General features: G+C 36.0%; 14 protein-coding genes. 11 read left to right on the forward strand and 3 right to left on the reverse strand.

The features are described 5' to 3' along the window. Nucleotides 1–250: 250 nt before the first annotated feature. Nucleotides 251–997: an NrtR DNA-binding winged helix domain-containing protein gene (locus tag ACHRWY_RS15665; RefSeq protein ID WP_395355908.1), complete on the reverse strand. Its 747-nt coding sequence runs from the start codon at nt 995–997 to the stop codon at nt 251–253. Between the two features lie 391 nt (nt 998–1388). On the opposite strand from ACHRWY_RS15665, the gene ACHRWY_RS15670 reads away from it, so the two are divergent. The 4 genes from ACHRWY_RS15670 to ACHRWY_RS15685 all read left to right on the forward strand — a co-directional run bounded on the left by ACHRWY_RS15670 (nt 1389) and on the right by ACHRWY_RS15685 (nt 9752). Then, on the forward strand, nt 1389–3647 hold the full coding sequence (locus ACHRWY_RS15670; RefSeq protein ID WP_395355909.1) for a TonB-dependent receptor: 2259 nt from the start codon (nt 1389–1391) through the stop codon (nt 3645–3647). Between the two features lie 10 nt (nt 3648–3657). Next, nucleotides 3658–5967 (forward strand): glycoside hydrolase family 3 N-terminal domain-containing protein, encoded by a 2310-nt coding sequence (locus tag ACHRWY_RS15675; protein ID WP_395355911.1) that lies wholly within the window; start codon nt 3658–3660, stop codon nt 5965–5967. A 236-nt stretch (nt 5968–6203) separates the two neighbouring features. Then, on the forward strand, nt 6204–7091 hold the full coding sequence (locus tag ACHRWY_RS15680; protein WP_395355913.1) for an alpha/beta hydrolase: 888 nt from the start codon (nt 6204–6206) through the stop codon (nt 7089–7091). A gap of 210 nt (nt 7092–7301) precedes the next feature. Continuing rightward, nucleotides 7302–9752: a glycoside hydrolase family 3 C-terminal domain-containing protein gene (locus tag ACHRWY_RS15685; RefSeq protein ID WP_395355915.1), complete on the forward strand. Its 2451-nt coding sequence runs from the start codon at nt 7302–7304 to the stop codon at nt 9750–9752. Between the two features lie 86 nt (nt 9753–9838). Here the strand turns inward: ACHRWY_RS15685 and ACHRWY_RS15690 are convergent, their stop codons facing one another. Further along, the gene (locus ACHRWY_RS15690) at nt 9839–10711 is read right to left on the reverse strand and encodes a LysR substrate-binding domain-containing protein (RefSeq protein ID WP_395355916.1); all 873 of its coding nucleotides are present in this window, start codon (nt 10709–10711) and stop codon (nt 9839–9841) included. 110 nt (nt 10712–10821) lie between these two features. On the opposite strand from ACHRWY_RS15690, the gene ACHRWY_RS15695 reads away from it, so the two are divergent. Then, entirely contained in the window at nt 10822–12063 is a 1242-nt protein-coding gene (locus ACHRWY_RS15695) for an MFS transporter (protein WP_395355917.1), read from the forward strand. Between the two features lie 11 nt (nt 12064–12074). Then, nucleotides 12075–12812 carry an MBL fold metallo-hydrolase gene (locus tag ACHRWY_RS15700; RefSeq protein WP_395355919.1) on the forward strand — a complete coding sequence of 246 codons (738 nt, stop codon included), beginning with the start codon at nt 12075–12077 and terminating at the stop codon, nt 12810–12812. Between the two features lie 133 nt (nt 12813–12945). Here the strand turns inward: ACHRWY_RS15700 and ACHRWY_RS15705 are convergent, their stop codons facing one another. Next, complete coding sequence (locus ACHRWY_RS15705) at nt 12946–13548, reverse strand: RNA polymerase sigma factor (protein ID WP_395355921.1); 603 nt, start codon at nt 13546–13548, stop codon at nt 12946–12948. Between the two features lie 279 nt (nt 13549–13827). Between ACHRWY_RS15705 and ACHRWY_RS15710 the strand changes: the two genes are divergently transcribed. From ACHRWY_RS15710 to ACHRWY_RS15730, 5 genes are all read left to right on the forward strand, one after another. Beyond that, nucleotides 13828–14979 (forward strand): FecR family protein, encoded by a 1152-nt coding sequence (locus ACHRWY_RS15710; protein ID WP_395355922.1) that lies wholly within the window; start codon nt 13828–13830, stop codon nt 14977–14979. A gap of 340 nt (nt 14980–15319) precedes the next feature. Beyond that, nucleotides 15320–18910 (forward strand): SusC/RagA family TonB-linked outer membrane protein, encoded by a 3591-nt coding sequence (locus tag ACHRWY_RS15715; RefSeq protein ID WP_395355923.1) that lies wholly within the window; start codon nt 15320–15322, stop codon nt 18908–18910. 17 nt (nt 18911–18927) lie between these two features. Next, on the forward strand, nt 18928–20334 hold the full coding sequence (locus ACHRWY_RS15720; protein WP_395355924.1) for a RagB/SusD family nutrient uptake outer membrane protein: 1407 nt from the start codon (nt 18928–18930) through the stop codon (nt 20332–20334). A gap of 64 nt (nt 20335–20398) precedes the next feature. Further along, on the forward strand, nt 20399–21589 hold the full coding sequence (locus ACHRWY_RS15725; protein WP_395355926.1) for a redoxin domain-containing protein: 1191 nt from the start codon (nt 20399–20401) through the stop codon (nt 21587–21589). 150 nt (nt 21590–21739) lie between these two features. Then, nucleotides 21740–22873 (forward strand): redoxin domain-containing protein, encoded by a 1134-nt coding sequence (locus ACHRWY_RS15730; RefSeq protein WP_395355927.1) that lies wholly within the window; start codon nt 21740–21742, stop codon nt 22871–22873. The last annotated feature ends 42 nt before the right edge of the window (nt 22874–22915 follow it).

Raw genomic sequence — 22915 nt, forward strand, 5'->3', positions numbered from 1 at the left:
AGAACATCGGTCTTGTAAATTTTCTCCTATTTTGTCAAAAAAGGTTATTGAATTGAATCAAAAAATTAATGCCAAAAGCGTTGGAGTGATCAAAAAGGAAGTCCAAATATTTGTTGGATTATAAAGAAAAAAACGGAGTTATAGTCAATCAATCATAGTCGATAGTTTCAGTCACGAAGACAGGATTGAAATCATCAATTGTGTTTCAAAGGTTGTAAAAATCATGGGCAATTTTAAGCATTCATCTCAATTACCAGCTTCCTTTTAGCCCTTCTTTTAAAGCATTATTGTATTTCTCCAAATCAAAACTATACAAATCCGGGGCTTTATGAGCGCCACCTTTTCGGGATTCATCTAATTTGATTAAGATATCATAACGCAGGATTTTGCGGTAAAAATTACCACGATTGAGTTTTTTGCTTAATATAGCTTCATACAATTTTTGAAGTTCCGGCATTGTAAATTTTTCCGGCAAAAGATTATATCCTATCGGATGATTGTTTAACTGCTCACGAAGGGTAAGCAACGCTTTGTCAAGAATGCTTCTGTGATCCATCATAAACAACGGAAGATTGTCTAAAGATTGCCATTCAACCGCAGTAGAATATTCATCAATAACTAATTTTACCTGAGAATGTTCTGCCAGGGCATAGTAACCAATAGAAACAAAACGCTGTTTGTTCCAGATGCTGTCATCATGTTCTTCAAAAGCACCTTCAGAACGTCTTAGGTTTCCAAAAGTATAAAATTGCTGCAGGTAAATATTTTCTGTTCCTGTTCTGTCTTTTAAGATACGAACTGCCGCATCATCCACATTCTCTTCCTTTTTTACATACCCTCCCGGAAGTCCCCAAGAATCCAGATCCTTCATTTTTACGGTGAGGACATGAAGCGAATTTTCGTAAAAGCTAAAAATGGCACAGTCAATCGAAAGGGTCGGAATATATTTTTTAAACGATTCCTCAGATTGTTTTTCAAGTATCTTTTTTAATTCCATTTGGGTACAATTAGCTCCAAATTTAATCTTTTTAAAAGGTACAAGTCAAATCCTTTCAATTTTTTCTGACATTTTTTTTCCATCAGAGAAAAATAATGATTTTAAAAAACAGGAATATTTTGTTCCTCTTTTTTGAGCTGACTTAAATTAAGGTCATACTGACTTTAACCAATGATTTCAAGACTTTACGCAAACGAGGTAGCTGTCTTTTTTCTCTTTTAGAACTACACAACGATATTTCTTTTTTATTGTTTTTATGAAATTTAATGACTGGTAATAATGCGATTATGAAAATTATTGAGGGATTTATTTGTTGATATGAGAATTTGTTTTTAATATTGCTTCATAATGAAGCAATGAAAAATTGCATACTTAAACTAACTTACCACTTATGAAAAAAATGCTAATCTCAGCGCTCTGTCTGGCCGTTTTTCCTGCTTTGGATGCTTATTCCCAAGAGGACAAAAAACAACAAAAAGCAACAGATTCAATTAAAAAAATCACCAAAATAGTAGAGACAGATACTAAAGAGGAAAAAAATAGAAATGTAATGCTGAACGCGGCAAACAATTCGGGGCCGCGTGATGTAAATATCGGATTGCCATCAACGGTTGGCGGAATTACGATTCAGGAAAATGATCTGCCCGTAGTATATTATTTCTGGCCGGAATTACCCAACAGAACCTGGAGACAAAGCAAAAGTTTAGGTCGTACGGGTTTGCTTAAAATTGGAGAAGCTGCCATAACCACCGGAGATTTAGGTTTTGCAGTAAACTCATATACCAAACTGGGAACGGATAAATTAGAAGTTGTGGGTAATTTTTCCGGTTCAAGTTTCGGATGGATGAAGGGAGATCTTAATGTTTCCGGACCATTGTCAAAAGGCTGGTCGTATACCATGGGAGCTTATGCCAATTTCGACCCGAACTCTTTCGATTTAAAATTTGCCAAATACTCAGACCGAACTCAAATTTACAGAGCCGGACTGACTAAGAAATTCAATAACGGAAAAGGACAAATTAGCTTTACATACAAATATGCCAACTCGGCTTCTTTAACCAATTATGCTGTTTTCAGATACAAAGAAGGCGGAAAAGTAGAGGAATATAACGACTTTAAAATTGGACGTGATTCGTATATCGTGAATGACGGAATCATGAAATTTAAAGACATTCTGACCGGAGAAACCAAATTTGCCGATATGGGAGGAAGCGATGCTGCTACAACCTCGCACACCTTTGATATTTTAGGAAATTATGATTTGGCAAACGACTGGAAATTTAGTTTCTCAACACGTTTCAGAACTTCAAAAGCTTCACAGTTAATAGCCATTCCGTTAAGTATTTTTCAGGGAACTGCTGCAGACAATTTTACCTACGAAGCGACAGGACAACCTTATGTAGGAAATGTCAATTCGATGTTAGGTTTATACACAGACGGAACACCAACAACATCGGTTTTGTCCCGATTTGAAATCAAAAAGAATGTGGAGAAACACAAATGGAGATTTGGTTTACTGGAATATTATTACAATGTTGATCAATTTACCTCAAGCCGTTCTTTCTTCAATCAGACCGTAAGTGCCAATCCGGATAAATTGGTTCGTAATACTCCCGGAGGAACGTCAAACACAGATGCCGACGGATTTTACAATTACAACGTGGGTGGAGAATACCATAACGGTTTCGAAAACAAATTATCAGGATATTTCTCTGATAACTGGACTGTTTCAGATCGTTTGACTTTGGCTTATGGTATCAATTTAAGATACCACAAACTAAAAGGCGATTATTACCAGACACCCAGAACACCAAATTTAGTTTTTGATCCAAGTCAGAAATCATACTTCGATAACAACTGGTTTCATTTGGGAGGTTCTGTCAATGCCGTTTATAAAGTAACCAAAAGTGCCGGAATACTTGCCGATTTCACTTATACCGAAAAAAATGGACAATTGGAAAGTTATTCAGGATCTGTTGCACCAAATCTTACGAAAACAAAAAGTCCTTTAGCCGCTTTTGGCTTGTATTACAATCAGGATAAATTCAGTGTGGTTTCTCAGGCAACGTATTTGACAAGAAATAATTATCAGGCTAGATTAAACCTGGTAAATCCTGCCAATGCAAGTCAGTCAGAAGTAGCAACTGTTTTCTACGATATTCAGACTTTAGGCTGGACGACAGATATTGTGGCAACTCCGTTTAAAGGATTTAATCTGCATTATCTGATTACATTTCAGGATCCGGTGTACAAAAATTATGATTTCTCTGCTTTTGGAAATAACTATTCTTATAACGATAAAAACGTATTGGAAATTTCTAAAGTTTTAATGGAAATTGATCCAAGTTATACCTACAAAGATTTCAAGGTTTGGGCGAGTTTTCGTTATTTCAGCAAGCAATATGCCAACCTGACGAATGCCTTATATTTCGCACCAAGATGGGAAACTTTTGGTGGAGTAAACTACAAAATCAACGATCATTTTGATATTGGATTAACAGCTGTAAACTTCTTAAACCAAACAGGAGCAAAAGGAACGATCAACGGAGCAGAGTTAATTACAGATGCTTCAGCATACTACGATCAGCTTTTGGTAGGATCTTATATTCGTCCGTTTACATTAGAAGCTTCTCTTAATTTCAGATTCTAAATTTTATACAATGAAAAAAATTATCATAACAGCCGGTTTAGCTTTTTTGATGAGTGCTTCCATGCAAGCGCAACAGGAAAATTTCACGATTGTAAAAAATACTAAAGGTGCCGATTTGGGATATTCTCCCGAATCCGGCATCAAAATTTTAACCGTTAACGGAAAGAAATTTAAAGACTTAAATAAAAACGGAAAACTGGATAAATATGAAGACTGGCGCCTTTCTGCAGATGAAAGAGCCAAAGATTTAGCTTCAAAAATGACCGTAGAACAAATTGCGGGATTGATGCTTTATAGTCGTCATCAGGCTTTACCGGCAGGGGTCTCAGGTTATAATGCCGGAACTTATAACGGAAAAGTTTTCCCGGAAAGCAATGCAAAAGCCTATGATTTAACCGATCAGCAAAGAGCATTTTTAAAAGAAGATAATCTGCGTCATGTATTGATTACAAAAGTACAGAGCCCGGAAGTTGCTGCTTTATGGAACAACCAGATGCAGGCTTTTGTAGAAGGAATTGGATTGGGAATTCCGAGTAATACCAGTACAGATCCGCGTCATACGGCAAATGTAACCTCTGAATTTAACGGAGGAGCAGGAGGAGAAATTTCGATGTGGCCTGATGGTTTAGGAATGGCAGCCACTTTTGACCCGAAAATTGTAGAACAGTTTGGACAAATTGCCGCCAAAGAATATCGTGCATTAGGAATAGCGACGGCTTTATCTCCTCAAATCGATTTGGGTTCAGAGCCCAGATGGTACAGAATTTCGATGACTTTTGGCGAAAGCCCGGCCTTAACCAGAGATATGGGGCGTGCTTATATTGACGGTTTTCAAACCTCATACGGAAAAGACGAAATCAAAGATGGCTGGGGTTATAAAAGTGTCAACGCCATGGTAAAACACTGGCCAAGCGGTGGAGCCGAAGAAGGCGGTCGTGACGGACATTGGGCTTACGGAAAATTTGCTGTTTATCCCGGAAATAATTTGCAGCAGCATATTGACCCGTTCATCAATGGGGCTTTCAAATTAAAAGGAAAAACAAGCAAAGCTTCGGCAGTGATGCCATACTATACCATCACTTTTGATCAGGATAAAAAATATAAAGAGAATGTAGCCAACGGTTATAGCAAATACATCATTACCGATTTGTTAAGAGACAAATACGGCTACGATGGTGTAGTTTGTACCGATTGGTTAGTGACTGGAGACGAAGGAAAAACACCTAATCTTTTTGCCGGAAAACCCTGGGGAGTGGAGCATCTTTCGATTGCAGAAAGACACTACAAAGCCATTGTTGCAGGAGTAGACCAGTTTGGTGGGAATAACGATAAAAAACCAGTGCTGGAAGCTTACCAAATGGGAATTAAAGAATTTGGAGAACCTTTTATGAGGGCACGTTTTGAGAGATCCGCAGTTCGATTATTAAAGAATATTTTTAGAACAGGACTTTTTGAAAATCCTTATTTGAATATCGCCGAAACAAAAGCAATTGTAGGGAATCCTGAGTTTATGAAAGCAGGTTATGAAGCGCAGTTAAAATCCGTTGTATTATTGAAAAACAAAGCTTCGGTTCTTCCTGTAAAAGAAAAGAAAACTGTTTTTATTCCGAAAATTTATACCGCTTCCACCAAAGACTGGTGGGGCGTTGCAAGTCAGCCAAAACTGGAATATCCGGTGAATCTGGATCTGGTAAAGAAATATTACAATGTAACCGAAGATCCCACAAAAGCTGATTTTGCGATTGTTTTTGTAACAAGCCCGCAAAGTTTAGAAGGCGGTTATGACTTAAACGACAGAATGAATGGAAGCAATGGTTATGTGCCTATTTCATTGCAATATGGAACATACACCGCAACCGAAGCCAGAGCCAAAAGTATTGCTGCCGGAGATCAGGTGATCGATCCAACGATTACAGACAGAACTTATAAAAACAAAACGGTTACCGTAGCCAACACCATGGATTTGAGAACGATTCTGGACACCAAAGACATGATGAAAGGCAAACCGGTTATTGTTTCGGTTACAGCTTCTAAACCAATGATTTTTAATGAATTTGAAAGTAAAGTTGACGGAATTGTCTTAAATTTCGGTGTTGCTACACAAGCGGTTTTAGATATTATTTCAGGAAAAGCGGAACCATCAGGATTATTACCGGTTCAGATGCCGGCCAATATGGAAACGGTAGAAAAACAATTTGAAGATGTTCCTTTTGATATGGTTTCGCATAAAGACAGCGAAGGGAATGTTTATGATTTCGCTTACGGATTGAACTGGAAAGGGGTTATAAAAGATGCCAGAACAGAAACGTATAAGAAGTAATAGTTTTAATCTCGCAAAGACGCGAAGGCGTAAAGTTTTTTTATTTGGGTTGAGATTTAATTTCACCAAGACGAAGTTGCAGGAGCAAAGTTTTTTATACGCCCATAACACAATCTTGTCATCCTGAGGAACGAAAGATTATACGAGTAACTAGACCAAAATTGGTAACCCTGTATACGGCTTCTTGTGCGATCCTTCGTTCCTCAGGATTAAAAAACAATAAAACCACACATTATATGAAAAATAAAATCACAATATTATTCGCTTGCTGCATGCTTTTAGGCGCAACAGCTCAAGCCCAGGAAACCATAAAATTATATGCCGGAAAAGCACCGGGATCTGAAAACTGGACCCAAAAAGAAGCACAAATGTACTCTGACCTTTTTAAGACTGAAGTAGTATATAATGTTACAGATCCGTCTTTATTGGTCTATCAGGTTCCAAAAGGAGTGAAGAACACCGGAACGGCTATCGTAATCGCTCCGGGCGGAGGTTTCCAGAGTTTGTCCATCAACAGAGAAGGAAAAGAACTGGCTGAGATGCTGAGCAAAAAAGGAATCACGGCTTTTGTTTTAAAATACCGTCTGAACAAAACCGAAACTAATGATCCTGCAAGAGAAATGATGGAGAAATTGAAAGATAGGGCGGCTTTCGAAAAGAACTCTTTGACCACTATAAAATTAGCAGCACAAGACGGGAAAACAGCTTTGAAATATGCTCGTGACAATGCTTCAAAATACGGAATAGATACTCAAAAAGTGGGTATTATCGGGTTTTCGGCAGGAAGTACTGTAGCTATGGAAACGGTTTTAGAAAACACACCAGATCAATTGCCTGATTTTGTAGCCAATATTTACGGAGGTCCAAGACCGGAACTTTTAACGGTTGCGACTCCGGAGAAAAAAATTCCGATGTTTTTATGTGCAGCAAGTGATGATCAGTTAAAACTGGCTCCAAGAAGTATTCAGATGTACAATAAATGGCTGGAGGCAGGACAAAGTGTTGAGTTGCACATGTACTCAAAAGGCGGACACGGTTTTGGGACAGGAAAACAAAATTTACCTGTAGATTCATGGGAAATCCGTTTTGAAGAATGGCTGACATTACAAGGATTTTTGAACTAATAAAGAGAACTAATAAAAAAATAACACATAAAAGCATCGAGATGGGCTAAAAAAGAGCGCGAAAAAGCAAAAATATTTTCTTTCACAAAGCTAAAGCTATGTGCATTAGAAAAAGTGAAACGCCTTCTTACGGATTACAAAGCGATGTCTCTATGTGTTAAAAATAATTACACCAATTGGATTAAAGAGACTATTTAAACTATCTATATTATGAAAAACAATATTATAAAAACAGGAAAAATAACGCTTTTGACAGCGTTGGTCCTTTCTAATTTATCGTGGAATTCTGTTCCAGGTGACGAAACCAATCCACCGCTCATAACAATTAAAGGATTTACGTTTACGGATTTTAACAGAAATGGAAAATTAGATCCTTGGGAAGATACGCGTCTTACTGTCGATCAAAGAATCGATGCGATTATCAAACAAATGACCAATGCTGAAAAGGCTGAACTGCTTATCGGAACCGGAATGCCGGGAATCGAAGTTTTGACAGGTCCCGTTGGAGATTCTAAACAAGGTTTGGTTCCCGGAGCTGCGGGAGGTACTGCTGCTTTTGAACGATTCGGAATTCCTGCAACTGTTGTGGCCGATGGTCCAGCTGGTTTAAGAATTCAGCCAACGAGAGAAAATGACTCTAAAACGTATTATGCCACAGCATTTCCGGTTGGTACGGCTCTGGCTTCAACCTGGAATAAAGCGCTTTTAGAAGAAGTTGGAAAAGCGATGGGAAATGAAGTAAAAGAGTATGGTGTGGATGTTTTATTGGCTCCGGCCTTGAACATTCACCGAAATCCTTTGAACGGAAGAAACTTCGAATATTATTCTGAAGATCCTTTGATTTCAGGAAAAACAGCAGCGGCAATTGTAAATGGGATTCAGTCACAAGGCGTGGGAACTTCGATCAAACACTTTGCTGTGAATAATGAAGAAACCAATCGTTTGACAATCAATGCTCACGTTTCAGAAAGAGCGATTAGAGAAATCTATTTAAAAGGTTTTGAGATCACGGTAAAAGAATCTCAGCCCTGGACCGTAATGTCATCTTATAACAAACTGAATGGTGAATATACTTCTGCCAGAAAAGATTTACTGACTCAGGTTTTAAGAAACGAATGGGGTTTTAAAGGAATTGTAATGACGGACTGGTTTGGAGGTTTCCCGGGTTTTGAATCGATACAAAAAGGTTTAAGTTCTGATGTGGTACAACAAATGATTGCCGGAAACGATCTGTTGATGCCGGGAATTCCGGTTCAGAAAAAAGCCTTGTTAGAAGCTTTAAACTCCGGTAAACTATCTCAGGAAGTAGCAAATACAAATGCGAGAAGAATTTTAGAATATATTTTTCGCACGCCCACTTTCGCCAAATACAAATACAGCGATAAACCCAACTTAAGTAAAAATGCAGAAGTAACCAGAAACGCTGCAGCAGAAGGAATGGTTTTGCTTAAAAACACAAATAATGCCTTGCCTTTTGCCGACAAACAAAAAGAAGTCTCCGTATTTGGGGTTACTTCTTACGCCTGGATTACCGGCGGAACAGGAAGCGGAAGTGTGAACAATAAACACACGGTTTCTCTTTTAGAAGGGTTAACAGCTGCAGGTTATAAATTAGACAAAGAATTGGTTGATTTGTACCAGCCTTATGCAGAAAAAGAAGTAGTGGCTGAAAAAGAGAGAAGAAAAGCCAGAGGAATTTTGGCTTTGCCGGAAAGACTTCCGGAAATGAAAATGGATGATGCTTTTATCGCTAAAAAAGCAGCAAGTTCTGAAATAGCCTTTGTGACTTTAGGAAGAAATTCAGGAGAAGGCGGGGACAGAGTTGTCGATAATGATTTTAATATCGCAAATGAAGAGATCGAAATGCTGGATAAAATTTCAAAAGCTTTTCATGCAAAAGGAAAAAAAGTAGTGGTTATTTTAAATATTGGCGGGGTAATCGAAACAGCCTCATGGAAAGATAAAGTAGACGCTATTTTATTAGCATGGCAGCCAGGTCAGGAAGGCGGACATTCTGTTGCAGATGTAGTTTCGGGAAAAATAAATCCGTCAGGAAAATTAACCATGACTTTCCCGGTAAAATATTCTGATACACCTTCTGCAAAAAATTTCCCTGGAGTTCCTGTTCATAATCCAAAAGAAGTAACGTATGAAGAAGGCGTTTATGTAGGATACCGTTATTACAATACATTTAATGTAAAACCATCTTACGAATTTGGTTTCGGAAGCTCCTATACTACTTTTGATTATACAGATGTAAAATTAAGTGCACCAACTTTCAAAGATAAATTGACGGTTTCAGTTACAGTGAAAAATACTGGAAAAGTAGCCGGAAAAGAGGTAGTACAAGTTTACCTTTCGGCTCCTGCAAAATCAATTGATAAGCCAAAAGAAGAATTAAAAGCCTTTGGTAAAACCAAAGAACTGAAACCGGGAGAAAGCCAGACTTTACAATTGACTTTATCTCCAAAAGACCTGGCCTCGTTTTTAGAAAACAAAAGTGCCTGGATTGCCGAAGCCGGAACCTATAAAGTTTTGGTGGGAGCTTCTTCATCAGATATTAAAAAAGTTACTGAATTTTCGGTAGCCAAAGAAATTACGGTTGAAAAAGTGAAGAAATCTTTTGAACTGGATTCAAAGTTTACAGAGCTTAAACCTTAAGTTTTTTAGTTAGTTATTGTTAGTAAAAAAGCCTTTGAAACAGTTGTTTTGAAGGCTTTTTTTATGCTCTGGTTTTATTTGGAATTCTAAATTAAGGACCTCAGCGTATCTAAAAATGCTTTTACAGTTTTCTTTTCATACGCTTCTTTGATCGATATGACCATAGCAGTTCGTATCATGTTTTTTCCATCAATTGGAATGCTGTAAATACCTTTTTCATTCTTAATAGTTGTCTGTGTCAGGATGGTATACCAGTTTCCGCTTCGAACAAGCTCCAAAAGTGTTGGAATGTCATTGATTTCAATGGCAATTTTAGGGTATAGCTCTTTTTTAATAAAAGCATCATTAATAAATTGTGCGGTGTTATATCCTTTGGCAGGAAGAGCAAGAGGGAGTTCGCTTATTTCCTGCAATGTTATAGAAGCCCTGTTTTTTAAATCAGATTGGGTTGATGTTACGAGAGTCATAGGAGACGTAAAAAGAGCCTCATATTTAAAAAGATTTTCCGTAATAATCTCTTCAAATGTCAGTATAACATCTAATTCAAAGTGATTTAGTTTTTCGAGCAATTCTTTAGAAGTTCCAAAAACAATTTCGAATTGAATTTTAGGATATTGAGGAGCAAATTCAATCAGTGTCCGAGTGACGATATCTCGTAATGCGTAAGTGACCCCAATCGAAATTTTTCCTGTATTCAGATTGTTTAAATCTTTTAATAGCTGAAGACCATCATTAGCCTTGTTAATACTTTGCAAAGCATAAATAGAAAATAATTCTCCTGCTTCTGTTAGTGTAATTCGCTTGCCTATTCTGTTAAAAAGGGGGATTTTTAGTTCTTCCTCGAGTTGCTTAATTTGTTGTGATAGAGTGCTTTGGCTAATATGTAAACTGTTAGCGGCTTCTGTAAAATTGAGTAATTCTTTGGCTTTAAGGAAATATCTGAGCTGTCTGAGTTCCATTCTAAATCGGTTTTATCGATTGATGTGATAGAAAAATAACGTTTTACAAATATAGAATTATTATTGAAATTTGTAGTACTAAATTAATAGAGGCTCCTGCCTTAGTGGTTATGAATATTTTCAGATCTTTAAAGTACAGAAATTTTAAGTTATTTTTTTACGGCCAGTCCATATCCCTTATGGGAACCTGGATGCAGAAAACCGCAGTAAGCTGGTTGGTCTATCGCTTAACAGGGTCGGCATTTTTATTGGGAGTAGTGACGTTTGTGAGCCTGATCCCTTCTTTGGTACTTTCGCCTTATGCAGGAAGTTATGTCGATCGCCACAACCGATTTAAGGTCATGGTTAACAGTCAGATTATTTCGATGCTTCAGGCGGGAGCTCTGGCGGCTATGCTTTATTTCAGGTTCTACAGCATGACAGGCATCATATTGTTGAGTCTTTTACAGGGAATCGTGAATGCTTTTGATGTAATCTGCCGTCAGACATTAATGATTGATATGGTCGACAATGCCGGGGATTTACCCAATGCAATTGCCTTAAATTCAACTATGACAAATCTGGCAAGAGTAATTGGCCCTGCCTTAGCCGGAATTGTATTGAGTACTCTTGGTGAAGATTTTTGTTTTATAAGCAATTTCATGAGTTATATACCGGTTTTAATATGTCTGTACCTGATGAAAATGAAAGTTGTAGTCAATGTAAAACCACAGACTAGTTTATGGGAGGAATTAAAAGAAGGTTTTGAATATATTTCGACTGAGAAAGATCTGATGAGCCTTATTGTCCTTTTGTCGGTAAGCAGTTTGTTTGTGCTGCCTTTTAACACTTTAATGCCCATTTTTGCCAAAGATTTGTTTCATGGTACAGCAAAAACGTTTAGTCTTTTTGAAAGCGCTATGGGTTTTGGTTCTGTATTAAGTGCCATTTATTTAGCCAACTTAAAATCGAATAACCATCTTGTTAAGACTATTATTATATCAGGTTTTCTTTTTGGCGGAAGTGTTTTATTATTGTCTTTTTCAAATATTTTACTTTTGTCTTTATTGTTTATGGCGATAAGCGGAATAGGGATGATGGCACAGTCGGCGGCAATTAACACCTACATTCAGGCACATGCCGCGCCACATATGAGGGGCAGGGCAATCAGTTATTACATAATGGCTTATCAGGGTGTTATGCCGGTGGGAAGTTTATTAATAGGGGTTCTTGCCGAGGTTCTGGGCCCAAAAGAAGCGGTAGCTATATCGGGATGTATCGGAATTTTATCCGTTTTGGTGTTTATTTATTATAAGAAGCGTTTTTTTGCACCTCCCGTACCAGTAACAACATTAGAAATTAAAAAACTTTAAAGCTATTTCAAATGAAAATTATTCCCTTAAATCATGGTATTTATGCTGTGAATAAACAAAAAATATTTAGTTCTTTTTCGTTGGAAAATGCAAATGAAGAGCAGTTAAAAGAACTAAAGATTGCGATATGTCCGTTTTTGATTGTATTAAAAAATGAAATAATTCTTTTGGATACCGGGCTTGGTTTTATAGAAAATGGGGCTCCGGTGCTTTTGCATCTTATAGAAAAAGCGGGCTATAAGGCAAATCAAATTACAAAAGTGCTGATTTCACATTTTCATAAAGATCACATTGGAGGAATTGGCTTTTTTGATGAACGGGATGAATTTGTACCCAATTTTCCAAATGCGGTTGTTTATATGCAAAAGAGAGAATTGGATTTTGCATCAGAACAAAAACAAAGCCCTTCGTATGATTTTAAAATACTCAATCAGTTAAAATCATTGCCAAATGTAGTGATGCTGGACAATGATAAAGGTGAAATTACAAAGGAAATCTCTTATGAGGTTTCTAAAGGGCATACACCATTCCATCAGGTTTTCCGGATTAAGGAAGAAGATGAAATTGCTTTTTACGGAGCCGATGATTTGCCACAAAAAGCCTATTTAGAACTTCATGTTGCTTATAAAACAGATTACGATGGCAAACGTGCTATGGAATCAAGAAAAAAATGGGAGAAGGAAGCCAGAGAACAACACTGGAAAGTGCTTTTGTATCATGATATGAAAACACCTGTTTTGGAATTTTGATTTTAGAAATATGAGAGAGAATAAAGACAATAGAATAAAGAGAATAGAATGGAGAGAATAGAATGGAGAGAATAGAATAAAGAGAATAGAATAAAGAGAATAGAGAAGAAGGGTAGTTGTGAGGCTATCCTTTTTAGTTTAATCTCAAATTTTTCTTTTTTCCAAACAATAAAAATAAAATGCTTTTGATTTTTTCGTCAAGCGAAGAACGCAGAATCGAGAATGCTTTAGTAATCTGGGCTTCAACCGTTTTGATCGAAACATCGAGATGTTCGGCAATTTCGATATTCGTCAGACCTTCTTTTTTACTTAAAATAAAAACCTCTTTGCATTTTGGCGGAAGGTTCTGAATCTCTTTATTAACCACATTCAGAACACGCTGAAATGATTCAGAATCTTCTTCCTGAATAACAGAATGTAAAGCATCATAATACGATTTTTCCAGTGAGAACAGCGATTGGTTTTTGCGATACAAATCGATGAATTCATTGTAAACCAATTTATAAAGAAAACTTTTTAAAACATGATCAGTTTTTAATCTGGTGCGTTGTTCCCAAACTTTAATAAAAACATTTTGAACAATGTCTTCAGCACTGTAAACATTTTTAACAAGGCTGTTGGCATAGACACAAAGTTTGTGATGATAGGTATCGATAAGATAAGAGTAGGCCCTTTCGTCTCCTTTACTAAGAGATTCAATTAAGGTGGCATTATCTTTATAAGCATCGATCTTCATAGAACCAAATATATAAATTAATAGTTTTTAAGGCTAAAATTCGGGCTGTATTTAATGAAATTGGGCCTTTTTTTTATTTTCTATTTGAAAATTAGTACAAATAAAAAGAATCAGAAAGGCCGGAATAAAAGCATTTACTATTTTATCTCTATCAAATTAGTATAGTTTATTGAAAGAAAAGACTTGTGAAAAATAAAAAAATCATTAAAATAAAAAAAACTTTATCAAATTGTTAGGGTTTTGTTTTTTGGATTCGTAATAATATTAAAAACAAGTAAAATGACAGTGAAAAAGTCAGAACGATTAATAGTTAAATTTATCACAAATCAGGCCAGTAAGGACGAAATTGAGATTCTTACTGAATGGTTAAAAGAGGATGAAAATCAAATTGCATTTGATGATTTTGTAAAAATTAATTATGCAATAGATAGTTCTGTGTACAATTTTGATTCAACCGAAACCAAAAGACTATTAACAGAGAGAATTCAAAAAGAGAATAATATTTTTTACAAAAGAAGATTTTCATCCTATTACAAATATGCAGCCATTTTAATCCTGGTTTTAGGCGGATTTTATTTTTATAAGAATTCAAACCTTACTCAGTCTAAACAAAATGTTGTAATCCCGAGAGAAGATGAAATTGTATTGCAGATTGGTAATGAATCAGGACAAACAATTGATCCGGCAGACGCACGAAATGTGACGGACAAATTTGGAAATATAATTGGAAAACAAGAGAAAAACAGATTGGTTTACAGCGGTACGAATACAGACGGAAAACTGGTTTACAATACAATAAAAATTCCGTATGGGAAAAAATTTGAAGTCCAGCTGTCTGATGGAACACTGGTACACCTAAACGCCGGAACTACATTGCAATATCCGGTACAATTTGTAAAAGGCCAGAACCGTCAGGTATACCTTATTGGAGAAGCTTATTTTGAAGTAGCAAAAGACAAAGCCCACCCGTTTACGGTGAATACACAGGAGGTGAATGTTGAAGTTTTGGGAACGAAGTTTAATGTTAATACTTATACAGAAAATACAACCACTGATATTGTGCTGGTCGAAGGTAAAGTTTCGCTTTATAAATACCAGAAAACAGACCATAATCAGGTGTATTTAAAACCGGGAATAAAAGGTTCCAATATAAAAGGACAACCGGGCATTACCACAGAGCAAGTCAATACGGATTATTATACAGCCTGGGTAAAAGGAAGCCTGGTGTTTAAAAATGCTTCTTTTGATGATATTATCAGAAGACTGGAACGTCAGTATAATGTGACTTTCATTAACAGAAATAAAATGCTTGGAAAAGAAATTTTTAATGCCCGATTTGATAACGAACCTATCGAAGCCGTTTTAAAATATTTCAGCGACAGCTACGCCATAGATTATATTATTGACAGGGATAAAATTACGATTAAGTAGAGCGTATAGAATAAAGCGTATAGAGTAAAGAGAATAGAGTAAAGAGAATAGAGTAAAGAGAATAGAATAAAGAGAATAGAATAAAGAGAATAGAATAAAGAGAATAGAATAAAGAGAATAGAATAAAGAGAATAGAATAAAGAGAATAGAATATAGAATACAGATATGGTTAGAGTTTAAAATCAACAATCTAAAGCTTAAAAAAATGCCTATGTAACAAAAATCCAAAAGAAAAAGGATCGTTAGGAATAAAAAAACCGGAAAATGCGCCAACATTTCCCGGTAGAATAAATGCGATCAGTTAATTAACCAACCAACATTAAAAAAACATTTTAAAAGTATGAAAAAACTATTGAACAAAATCAGGTTCGACGAGCCTTTTTTGAAATTTGATTTGAAGATGAAATTGACCACATTATTTTTATTAACCACTCTTACAGTTATGCAGGCTGGAGTTACTTACTCACAAAAGGCAAAGATGTCTTTCAGTGCAAATAATATGACGGTGGGAAAAATCATAGAGAAACTTGAATATACAACAGATTACCGATTTGTTTACAATGTCAGATCAGTAGATTTAAACAGAGTAATAGATATAAATACAAGTAATGTTACTATAGAAACGATTTTAAGTACAATCTTTAATAATACCGGTACAGATTATAAAGTTTCAGGAAATCATATTATTTTAATGGCCAAAAAAGCGCCAATAGAAAAGCCTGAAAAAAAAGCTGAAGTAGATTTTATCGTAAAAGGTAAAGTAACTGATGAAAAAGGAATTCCGTTAGCGGGTGCCGCCGTTTCTGATAACGGTTCGGGAAGAGGCGTTCTGACGGATTTTAACGGAGATTATCAGATTATTGCCACTAGTAGTGAAACAACACTGGCTTTTGCTTATCTGGGATTTATCAGACAGGAAATAAAAGTAGAAGGCAAAAATGTAATTAATGTTGTTCTGAAAGAAAATACGCTTCAATTAGAAGGATTAGTGTTAACTACAGGTTATCAGAATATTACGGCTGAAAAATCGACAGGATCATTCTCTAATTTAAAAGCAAAAGATTTTGCCGAGCAGCGTTTAAGCAGTATCGATAAAATTTTAGAAGGACGTATTGTTGGATATCAGGATGGAAAAATTCGTGGTACAACCTCTATGATGACTGGAGGAACAGCACCTTTGTATGTTATTGACGGTTTTCCTGTTGAAAACACAAGATTAACGCCTTATAATACACTAGAAGAGAATCTTCCAAGTCTGAACTTAGAAGATATTGAAACCATAACAGTTCTAAAAGATGCTGCGGCATCATCTATTTATGGTGCTCGTGCAGCAAATGGAGTTGTAGTGATTACGACAAAAAAAGCAAAAGCAGGAAAAACAACAGTTTCATTTTCAAGTAATTTAACAGTTACTCCTTATAGAAATTACACTGGAAACCTGACTAATTCTGCTGATATTATTGGTTTGGAAAAAGGATGGGCAGATGGAAATCCTAATTTAAAAACGGCTAATGCAAGTACGTATGCACAATCATTGTTAAATAATGCAGTATTTACAAGTTTAGGAATGCAGACTCTTTTAAATGGTTATGCAGGGAAAACTTCAATGGCAGAAATGAATAACCGTCTTGATGCACTGGGGGCTCAAGGTTATAAATACTATGACGATGTAGCGCGATATGCAAAACGCGATCAGTATTTTCTACAGCACAATCTTAGTTTAGGAAAAGCGACAGAAACGAATGCTTTCAACGCTTCTTTGACTTATAAAAGTAATCAGCTTGAGGATATTTATTCTGAAAATCAAACAGTTGGACTTAATTTAAAAAACTCAACTCAAATTAACAGCTGGTTGTCTTTGGACTTAGGGACTTATGTTAATTATGGTAAAGGCGATACGCAAAGTTATAACCCTGTTAATTCACCTACTAGTACAGTTAACGCTGGTTATAAACATCAGCCATACAATCAATTAGTTAATAACGATGGAACTAATTTTGTTTCTACACCAGAATCCCGCTACAATAGTTTTACACTTAATTCTATAAAGAATTATGGTCTTTATAATATGAACATAACTCCGATGGATGAGTTGGGAAGAAATTTAATTGAAAGTAGAAATTTCTTAAACAGAACCTATGCAAAGTTTAATGTGAAATTTAGTCACGCATTTACATACAACGCAATGTTTCAATATGAGTTTGGTTCAGATCGTGCAAGCCAGTTATTGGATAAAGATTCCTATTATGTGAGAAACAAGGTAAATGGAATGGTGACAATTGTTAATAATAAGGCCGTTTATAATCTGCCTTATGGAGATATTATAAAAGAAACAAATCAGTATTCTAATGCTTATAATTTTCGTCAACAGTTAAACTTCAATCAGACTTTTGCTGAGAAGCATGATTTTTCTGCGATTGCAGGTATGGAAATTCGCCATTCTAAACAAGAATATAACGACAATACAAGATACGGGTATGATTCACAGACCTTAGGTTTTGCGCCAGTAAATCAAGCCGATTTATTAAAAGTATACGGGACTGTATTTGGTGGTTCAATGTCACAAAACGAGTTTTCATTAGAAAAAGAATTGCAAAATCGTTTCGTTTCTGTTTATGGAACCGGTGGTTACACTTATGACAAAAGATATACACTTTCCGGAAGTATTCGCTGGGATCGTTCTAATCTTTGGGGAACAGACAGTAAATACCAAAACAAACCAACCTGGTCAACAGGAGCAGGATGGAATATTGATAAAGAATCCTTTTTTGATGTTGCGTGGATAGATGCAATTAAACTTCGTGCTTCATACGGTATTGGAGGAAATATTGCCAAAGATTCTGCGCCGTACTTAACAGCATATTACAATTCTAACTCCAATGTTGGAGGAAATCAGGGAACCGTCAGCAAAAGACCAAACCCGGAATTGTCCTGGGAAAAAACAACAACAACCAATATCGGTTTAGACTTTTCATTATTTAAAAGCAGATTAGACGGAACTTTGGATTTATATAATAAAAAAGGAGAGAATTTGTTAGCGAGCAGTCAGGGAATTCCAACAGAAGGATGGGGGTATTCGACTTACACGCTTAACAATGGACAAATGACCAATAAAGGTGTCGAAGTTACCTTAAGAGGAACTATTGTAAAAACACCTTCATTCTCTTGGGATGCATCTGTTTTATATGCTTACAATAAAAACAAAGTCGATTACGTAAATGTAAAAGCTCCGGTTTATTACCTGCAATTAGATTATCCACAGGCTTATCCAAGAGTTGGAAATAGTTTTAATACCATCTATGGCTACAAATGGGCTGGCTTAAGCAGTACAGGATTACCTCAGGTTTATGATGCTGCAGGAACGGCAGTAAAATACAATCCGGGACAAGTAGATGCTATTGAGGATTTTGGTTCAACAGTTCCTACGCATAGTGGTTCTTTCCATACTTCGGCTAATTATAATAACTTCTCGCTTTCGGCACTTTTCATTTATGAGTTAGGACACAAAGTAAGAAATACATTCCTGCCCATGCTAAGCAATAATTACAATGGAGCAGCGGGAGGTTACGTAACGGATATTACAGTAGTAAACAACCATATTGCAGACCGTTGGATGCAGCCTGGAGATGAGGCTTTTACAAATGTTCCGAGAGCAGTATACGAATATGATCCTGAATTTAATTCCGATTCCCGTACTATTTATTCCTATGCAGATATTAATATTCTGGATGCTTCAAATGTAAGATTAAGTAATGTTTCGCTAGCGTACCAAATGCCGGCCGCACTGATTAAAAGAGTAAAATTAGATGGTATACGCTTCAATTTAAACGCAGAAAACGTGTACACTTTTGCTAAAAGCAGAGATGCTAAGTACCTGATAGGCGGTTTCACATCTCCAAGTTTTGTTTTGGGCGTAAATGTTAATTTCTAATTTATAAAGACTAAACGATGAAAAATATATATATAAAGATAGCGTACTTATTAGCTTTGGGATTGACTTTAGCATCTTGCGAAAATTACCTGGATGATATTCCTAAAGGATCAAAATCACCAACTACATTAGCAGATTATGAAGCTTTTTTACGTGACGAGTACACCAACCACAGAGTTGATATTACCGGGGCGTCGCAATTATTAAATGATCAATATGTAACTGTTGCCAGTTTAGCCAGCAATAGATTGTATAGTGCAAATTATATGTGGGACGAAAATGCCGACCGCGTTGCATTAAAAGTATCAGATGAAACTACATATTACTCAAGTTATGCCGGAATTTCGACTTTTAATTTAATTATTGAAAATGCATTAAGCACCACTAAAGCTACAGAAGCAGAACAAAGAGTAGTCTGGGCAGAAGCAAAAGTATTGCGTGCCATGAACTATTACAACCTGGTTAATTTTTATGCAGATACTTATGTAGCTTCAACAGCTTCAACAAAATTATCAGTTCCGTTGATTACAAGCGCCAATATTAATGCGCCAAGCAAACAGGTAACCATTCAGGAAATGTATGATTTTATTCTGAATGATGTTAAAGAAGCTTTGCCGTATTTATTAAAAGTTTCGCAAACGCCTTTGCATCCAAATTTAGGGGCAGGATATGCATTTTATTCAAGAGTTTATCTGCAAATGAATAACTATACAGAAGCTTTAAAATATGCAGATCTGGCATTGGCAGAGAATAATAAATTATATGACTGGATTGCGTATTACAATACCAATAAAGCAATTATCGATGTTCCAAATTCGTATACGACTACTACATCTCCAATGGGGTATACGTATGTCGAAAACTATACCTATCGTCATGGTACTTATTCTAGTTTAACCACAGAAAACAGTATTCCCGTAGAGCGTGCACAACGTTTTGAAGCCGGAGATGCCAAATTTATCTCTCGTTGGAAACTTTACACGGTTGGTGCAGAAACGTATTATAGAAGAACCTTATCAGGTGCTTTTAATTTTGGAGGTATCACCACCGTAGAAGTCTATTTGATTAAAGCTGAATGCCTGGCCCGTGCGGGGCAAATCAGCGATGCCCTCACCATATTAAATACAGTTCGTAAAACCCGTATCCTCCCGGCTTCTTATCAGGATATTTCGACTACAGATAAAACAACGGCTTTGAATGCTATCTACAGAACAAAAAACAACGAACTTACGAACACGTTGATTCCTTTTGCAGATGCACGCCGCTTAAATGCCGAAGGTGTTTATAAAGTAAGCTACACCAAAACAGCAAACGGAACGACTTACACATTAAAATCAGATTCCCATTTATGGACTATGCCATTTCCTCAAGGGGCTACACAAAACCCAGGAAACGGAACCATAACCCAAAATGTAGCGAAATAAAAATCCCAAAGCTTCCTGAGTAGGAATTCCGAAAGGGGGAGCTTTTCTAAAACATCAATCAAAAATGAATACAATTAAATATAAAATATTTGGATTGTGTCTCGTTTTGTCTATGGTTTCCTATAGCAATCAGGCACAAACTAAAAAAGCAGCTCCACAGTCTTACACGCTCGAAGGAAACATCAAAGGCCTGGAAGACGGAACCACAATTCAGTTAATTCCGGGGGCAACACATTCAGCAGAATCTGCCGTTGCGGAAACGACAAGTAAGGATGGCAAATTTACCTTTACTGGAAAATTAAATGAGCCGCGTTTATTTTATGTCTCATTTGGAAAAAATAAAGGAGCAATTCCAGTTTTAGTTGAAAATGCTAAAATTAAACTAACAGCTGAGGCTGAAGTTCCAAAAAAAGAAGACGAAAGATTTAATTTTAAAAATGAAGTCATTACCGGATCAAAAGCGAATGATTACTATAAAAAAGAAACTGCTTTTAGAGAAGATTTAAATAAAGATTACGCAGATTATCATAAAGGTACCGAAGAATTAGCAAAACTATATTCGAAAGCCAGAACAACAGGAAATAAAAAAGTAATGGATTCGATTGGAAATTCTCCTGAATGGAAAAACTTTGAAGCCAAAGAAAAAGCATTTTTTGCCAAAGTACAATCCAGTTCAGAAAACCTGATTACCAAACATAAAGCGACCTGGTGGGGACCCTTTTTTATGATGACACAATACAGTTATTTCACACCCGATCAAAAGCCGGTTTTTGCACAGTTTTCAGAAACAGCTAAAAAAAGTTATTACGGACAATTGGTAGATAAGGATTTAAATCCGAAGTCTTTGATTGGTACAAGTGTTGCCAATTTTGGATTAAAAGACAAAGACGGAAAAGCATACAATGTAAAAGATATCGTAGCCGGAAAAAAATACATTTTAATTGATTTCTGGGCATCTTGGTGCGCGCCATGCCGTAAAGAAATTCCAAATCTAAAAACGGCTTATACAGCTTATGCAGATAAAGGATTTGAGATTTTAAGTATCTCAATTGATAAAGATGAAAAAGCATGGCTTAAAGCATTGGGACAGGAAAATATGCAATGGCACAATCTTCTGGACGATAATAAAGTAAGCAATGCATTTAATGTAAAAACAATCCCGGCAACGTATTTAGTGGATAGTAAAGGGGTAATTATCAGCGATAATCTAAGAGGTGCAGCATTAGAGGAAAAATTAAAAGAATTGCTTAAATAGTAATAGTCAATTAAAAACAGGCATTAAGAAAAAACGCTAAGATCCAAACAGCTATATGAATTCAGGCAAGTGAAACGCCTTTTTTAAGCTTTCAATCGCTATGTCTCAATGTGTTAAAAAAATACAGGCAAAAACAAAAAAAATAACAATATGAAAAGTACCATCTTAAAATCAGGTTTAGCCGCTTTAGCGCTAATGACCACAATAACTTCCTGCTCTAAAAAGGAAGGTTTTACTATTAACGGAACAATTTCCGGATTAGATAAAGGAACCGTGTATCTCGAAAATACAGATGAAAAAGGAAATAAAAAAATAACAGACTCAGCTCAGATAAAAGAGGGAGTTTTTACATTTACAGGAAAAGTAGCTGAGCCGTTGCTGTATACAATAAAATTAAAAGGTCAGGAATATGGTGCTTTTCTGTTATTAGATAACGAAGACATTAAGATTGAGGCTAAAAAGGATTCTATTTTTAAAGCCAAAATTACCGGGGCAACCCAATACGATATTTACCAATCGTATTACAATAACGAATTCAAAAAAATACAAGCTATTGCCGGGCCCATTTATAAATTATCAGATTCTTTACAACAAAATGGAAAAGTAAAACTAACGCCGGAACAACAAACGATGATGGACAAAAAGTGGAAAGATCTACAAGCTTTCGCTGATGACTTAACAGATAAATATATATTAAAGAATAAAGATAAAATAGGTGCTGCACTAATAATCAGTGACCGAATTGTATCTTACGGGACACCGGAACAGGTAAAAAAATATTATGCTGTATTATCTCCTGAAATTCAGAAATCATTTTACGGAAAACAATTAAAAGCAACCATAGATCTTAATGAAAAAACAGCTATAGGATCTGTTGCCCCTGAATTTTCTCAAACCGACGTAACCGGAAAAGCCGTAAAATTATCCGATTACAAAGGAAAATACGTCTTACTGGATTTTTGGGCGAGCTGGTGCGGACCATGTCGTAAAGAAAATCCAAACGTAGTTTTGGCCTATAAAACCTACCACGACAAAGGATTTAATGTTTTAGGCGTTTCACTGGATGATAAAAAGAAACTTTGGGAAAAAGCCATCGAAAAAGACGGACTAACATGGACACATATTTCGGACTTAAAAGGATGGAAAAATGATGTTGCTGTTTTATACGGAGTAAAATTAGTACCCACTAATTACTTAATTGGACCTGACGGGAAAATTGTAGCCAAAAATCTTAGAGAAGAAGAACTTCAATCAAAACTGAAAGAAATTTTTAGTAAATCCTAAATAAGTTTTTTAGTCACAGTCACAATTGTCAGTTTTTTTGGG

It is taken from the genome of Flavobacterium sp. FlaQc-48 (assembly GCF_044007335.1).
GTDB lineage: Bacteria > Bacteroidota > Bacteroidia > Flavobacteriales > Flavobacteriaceae > Flavobacterium.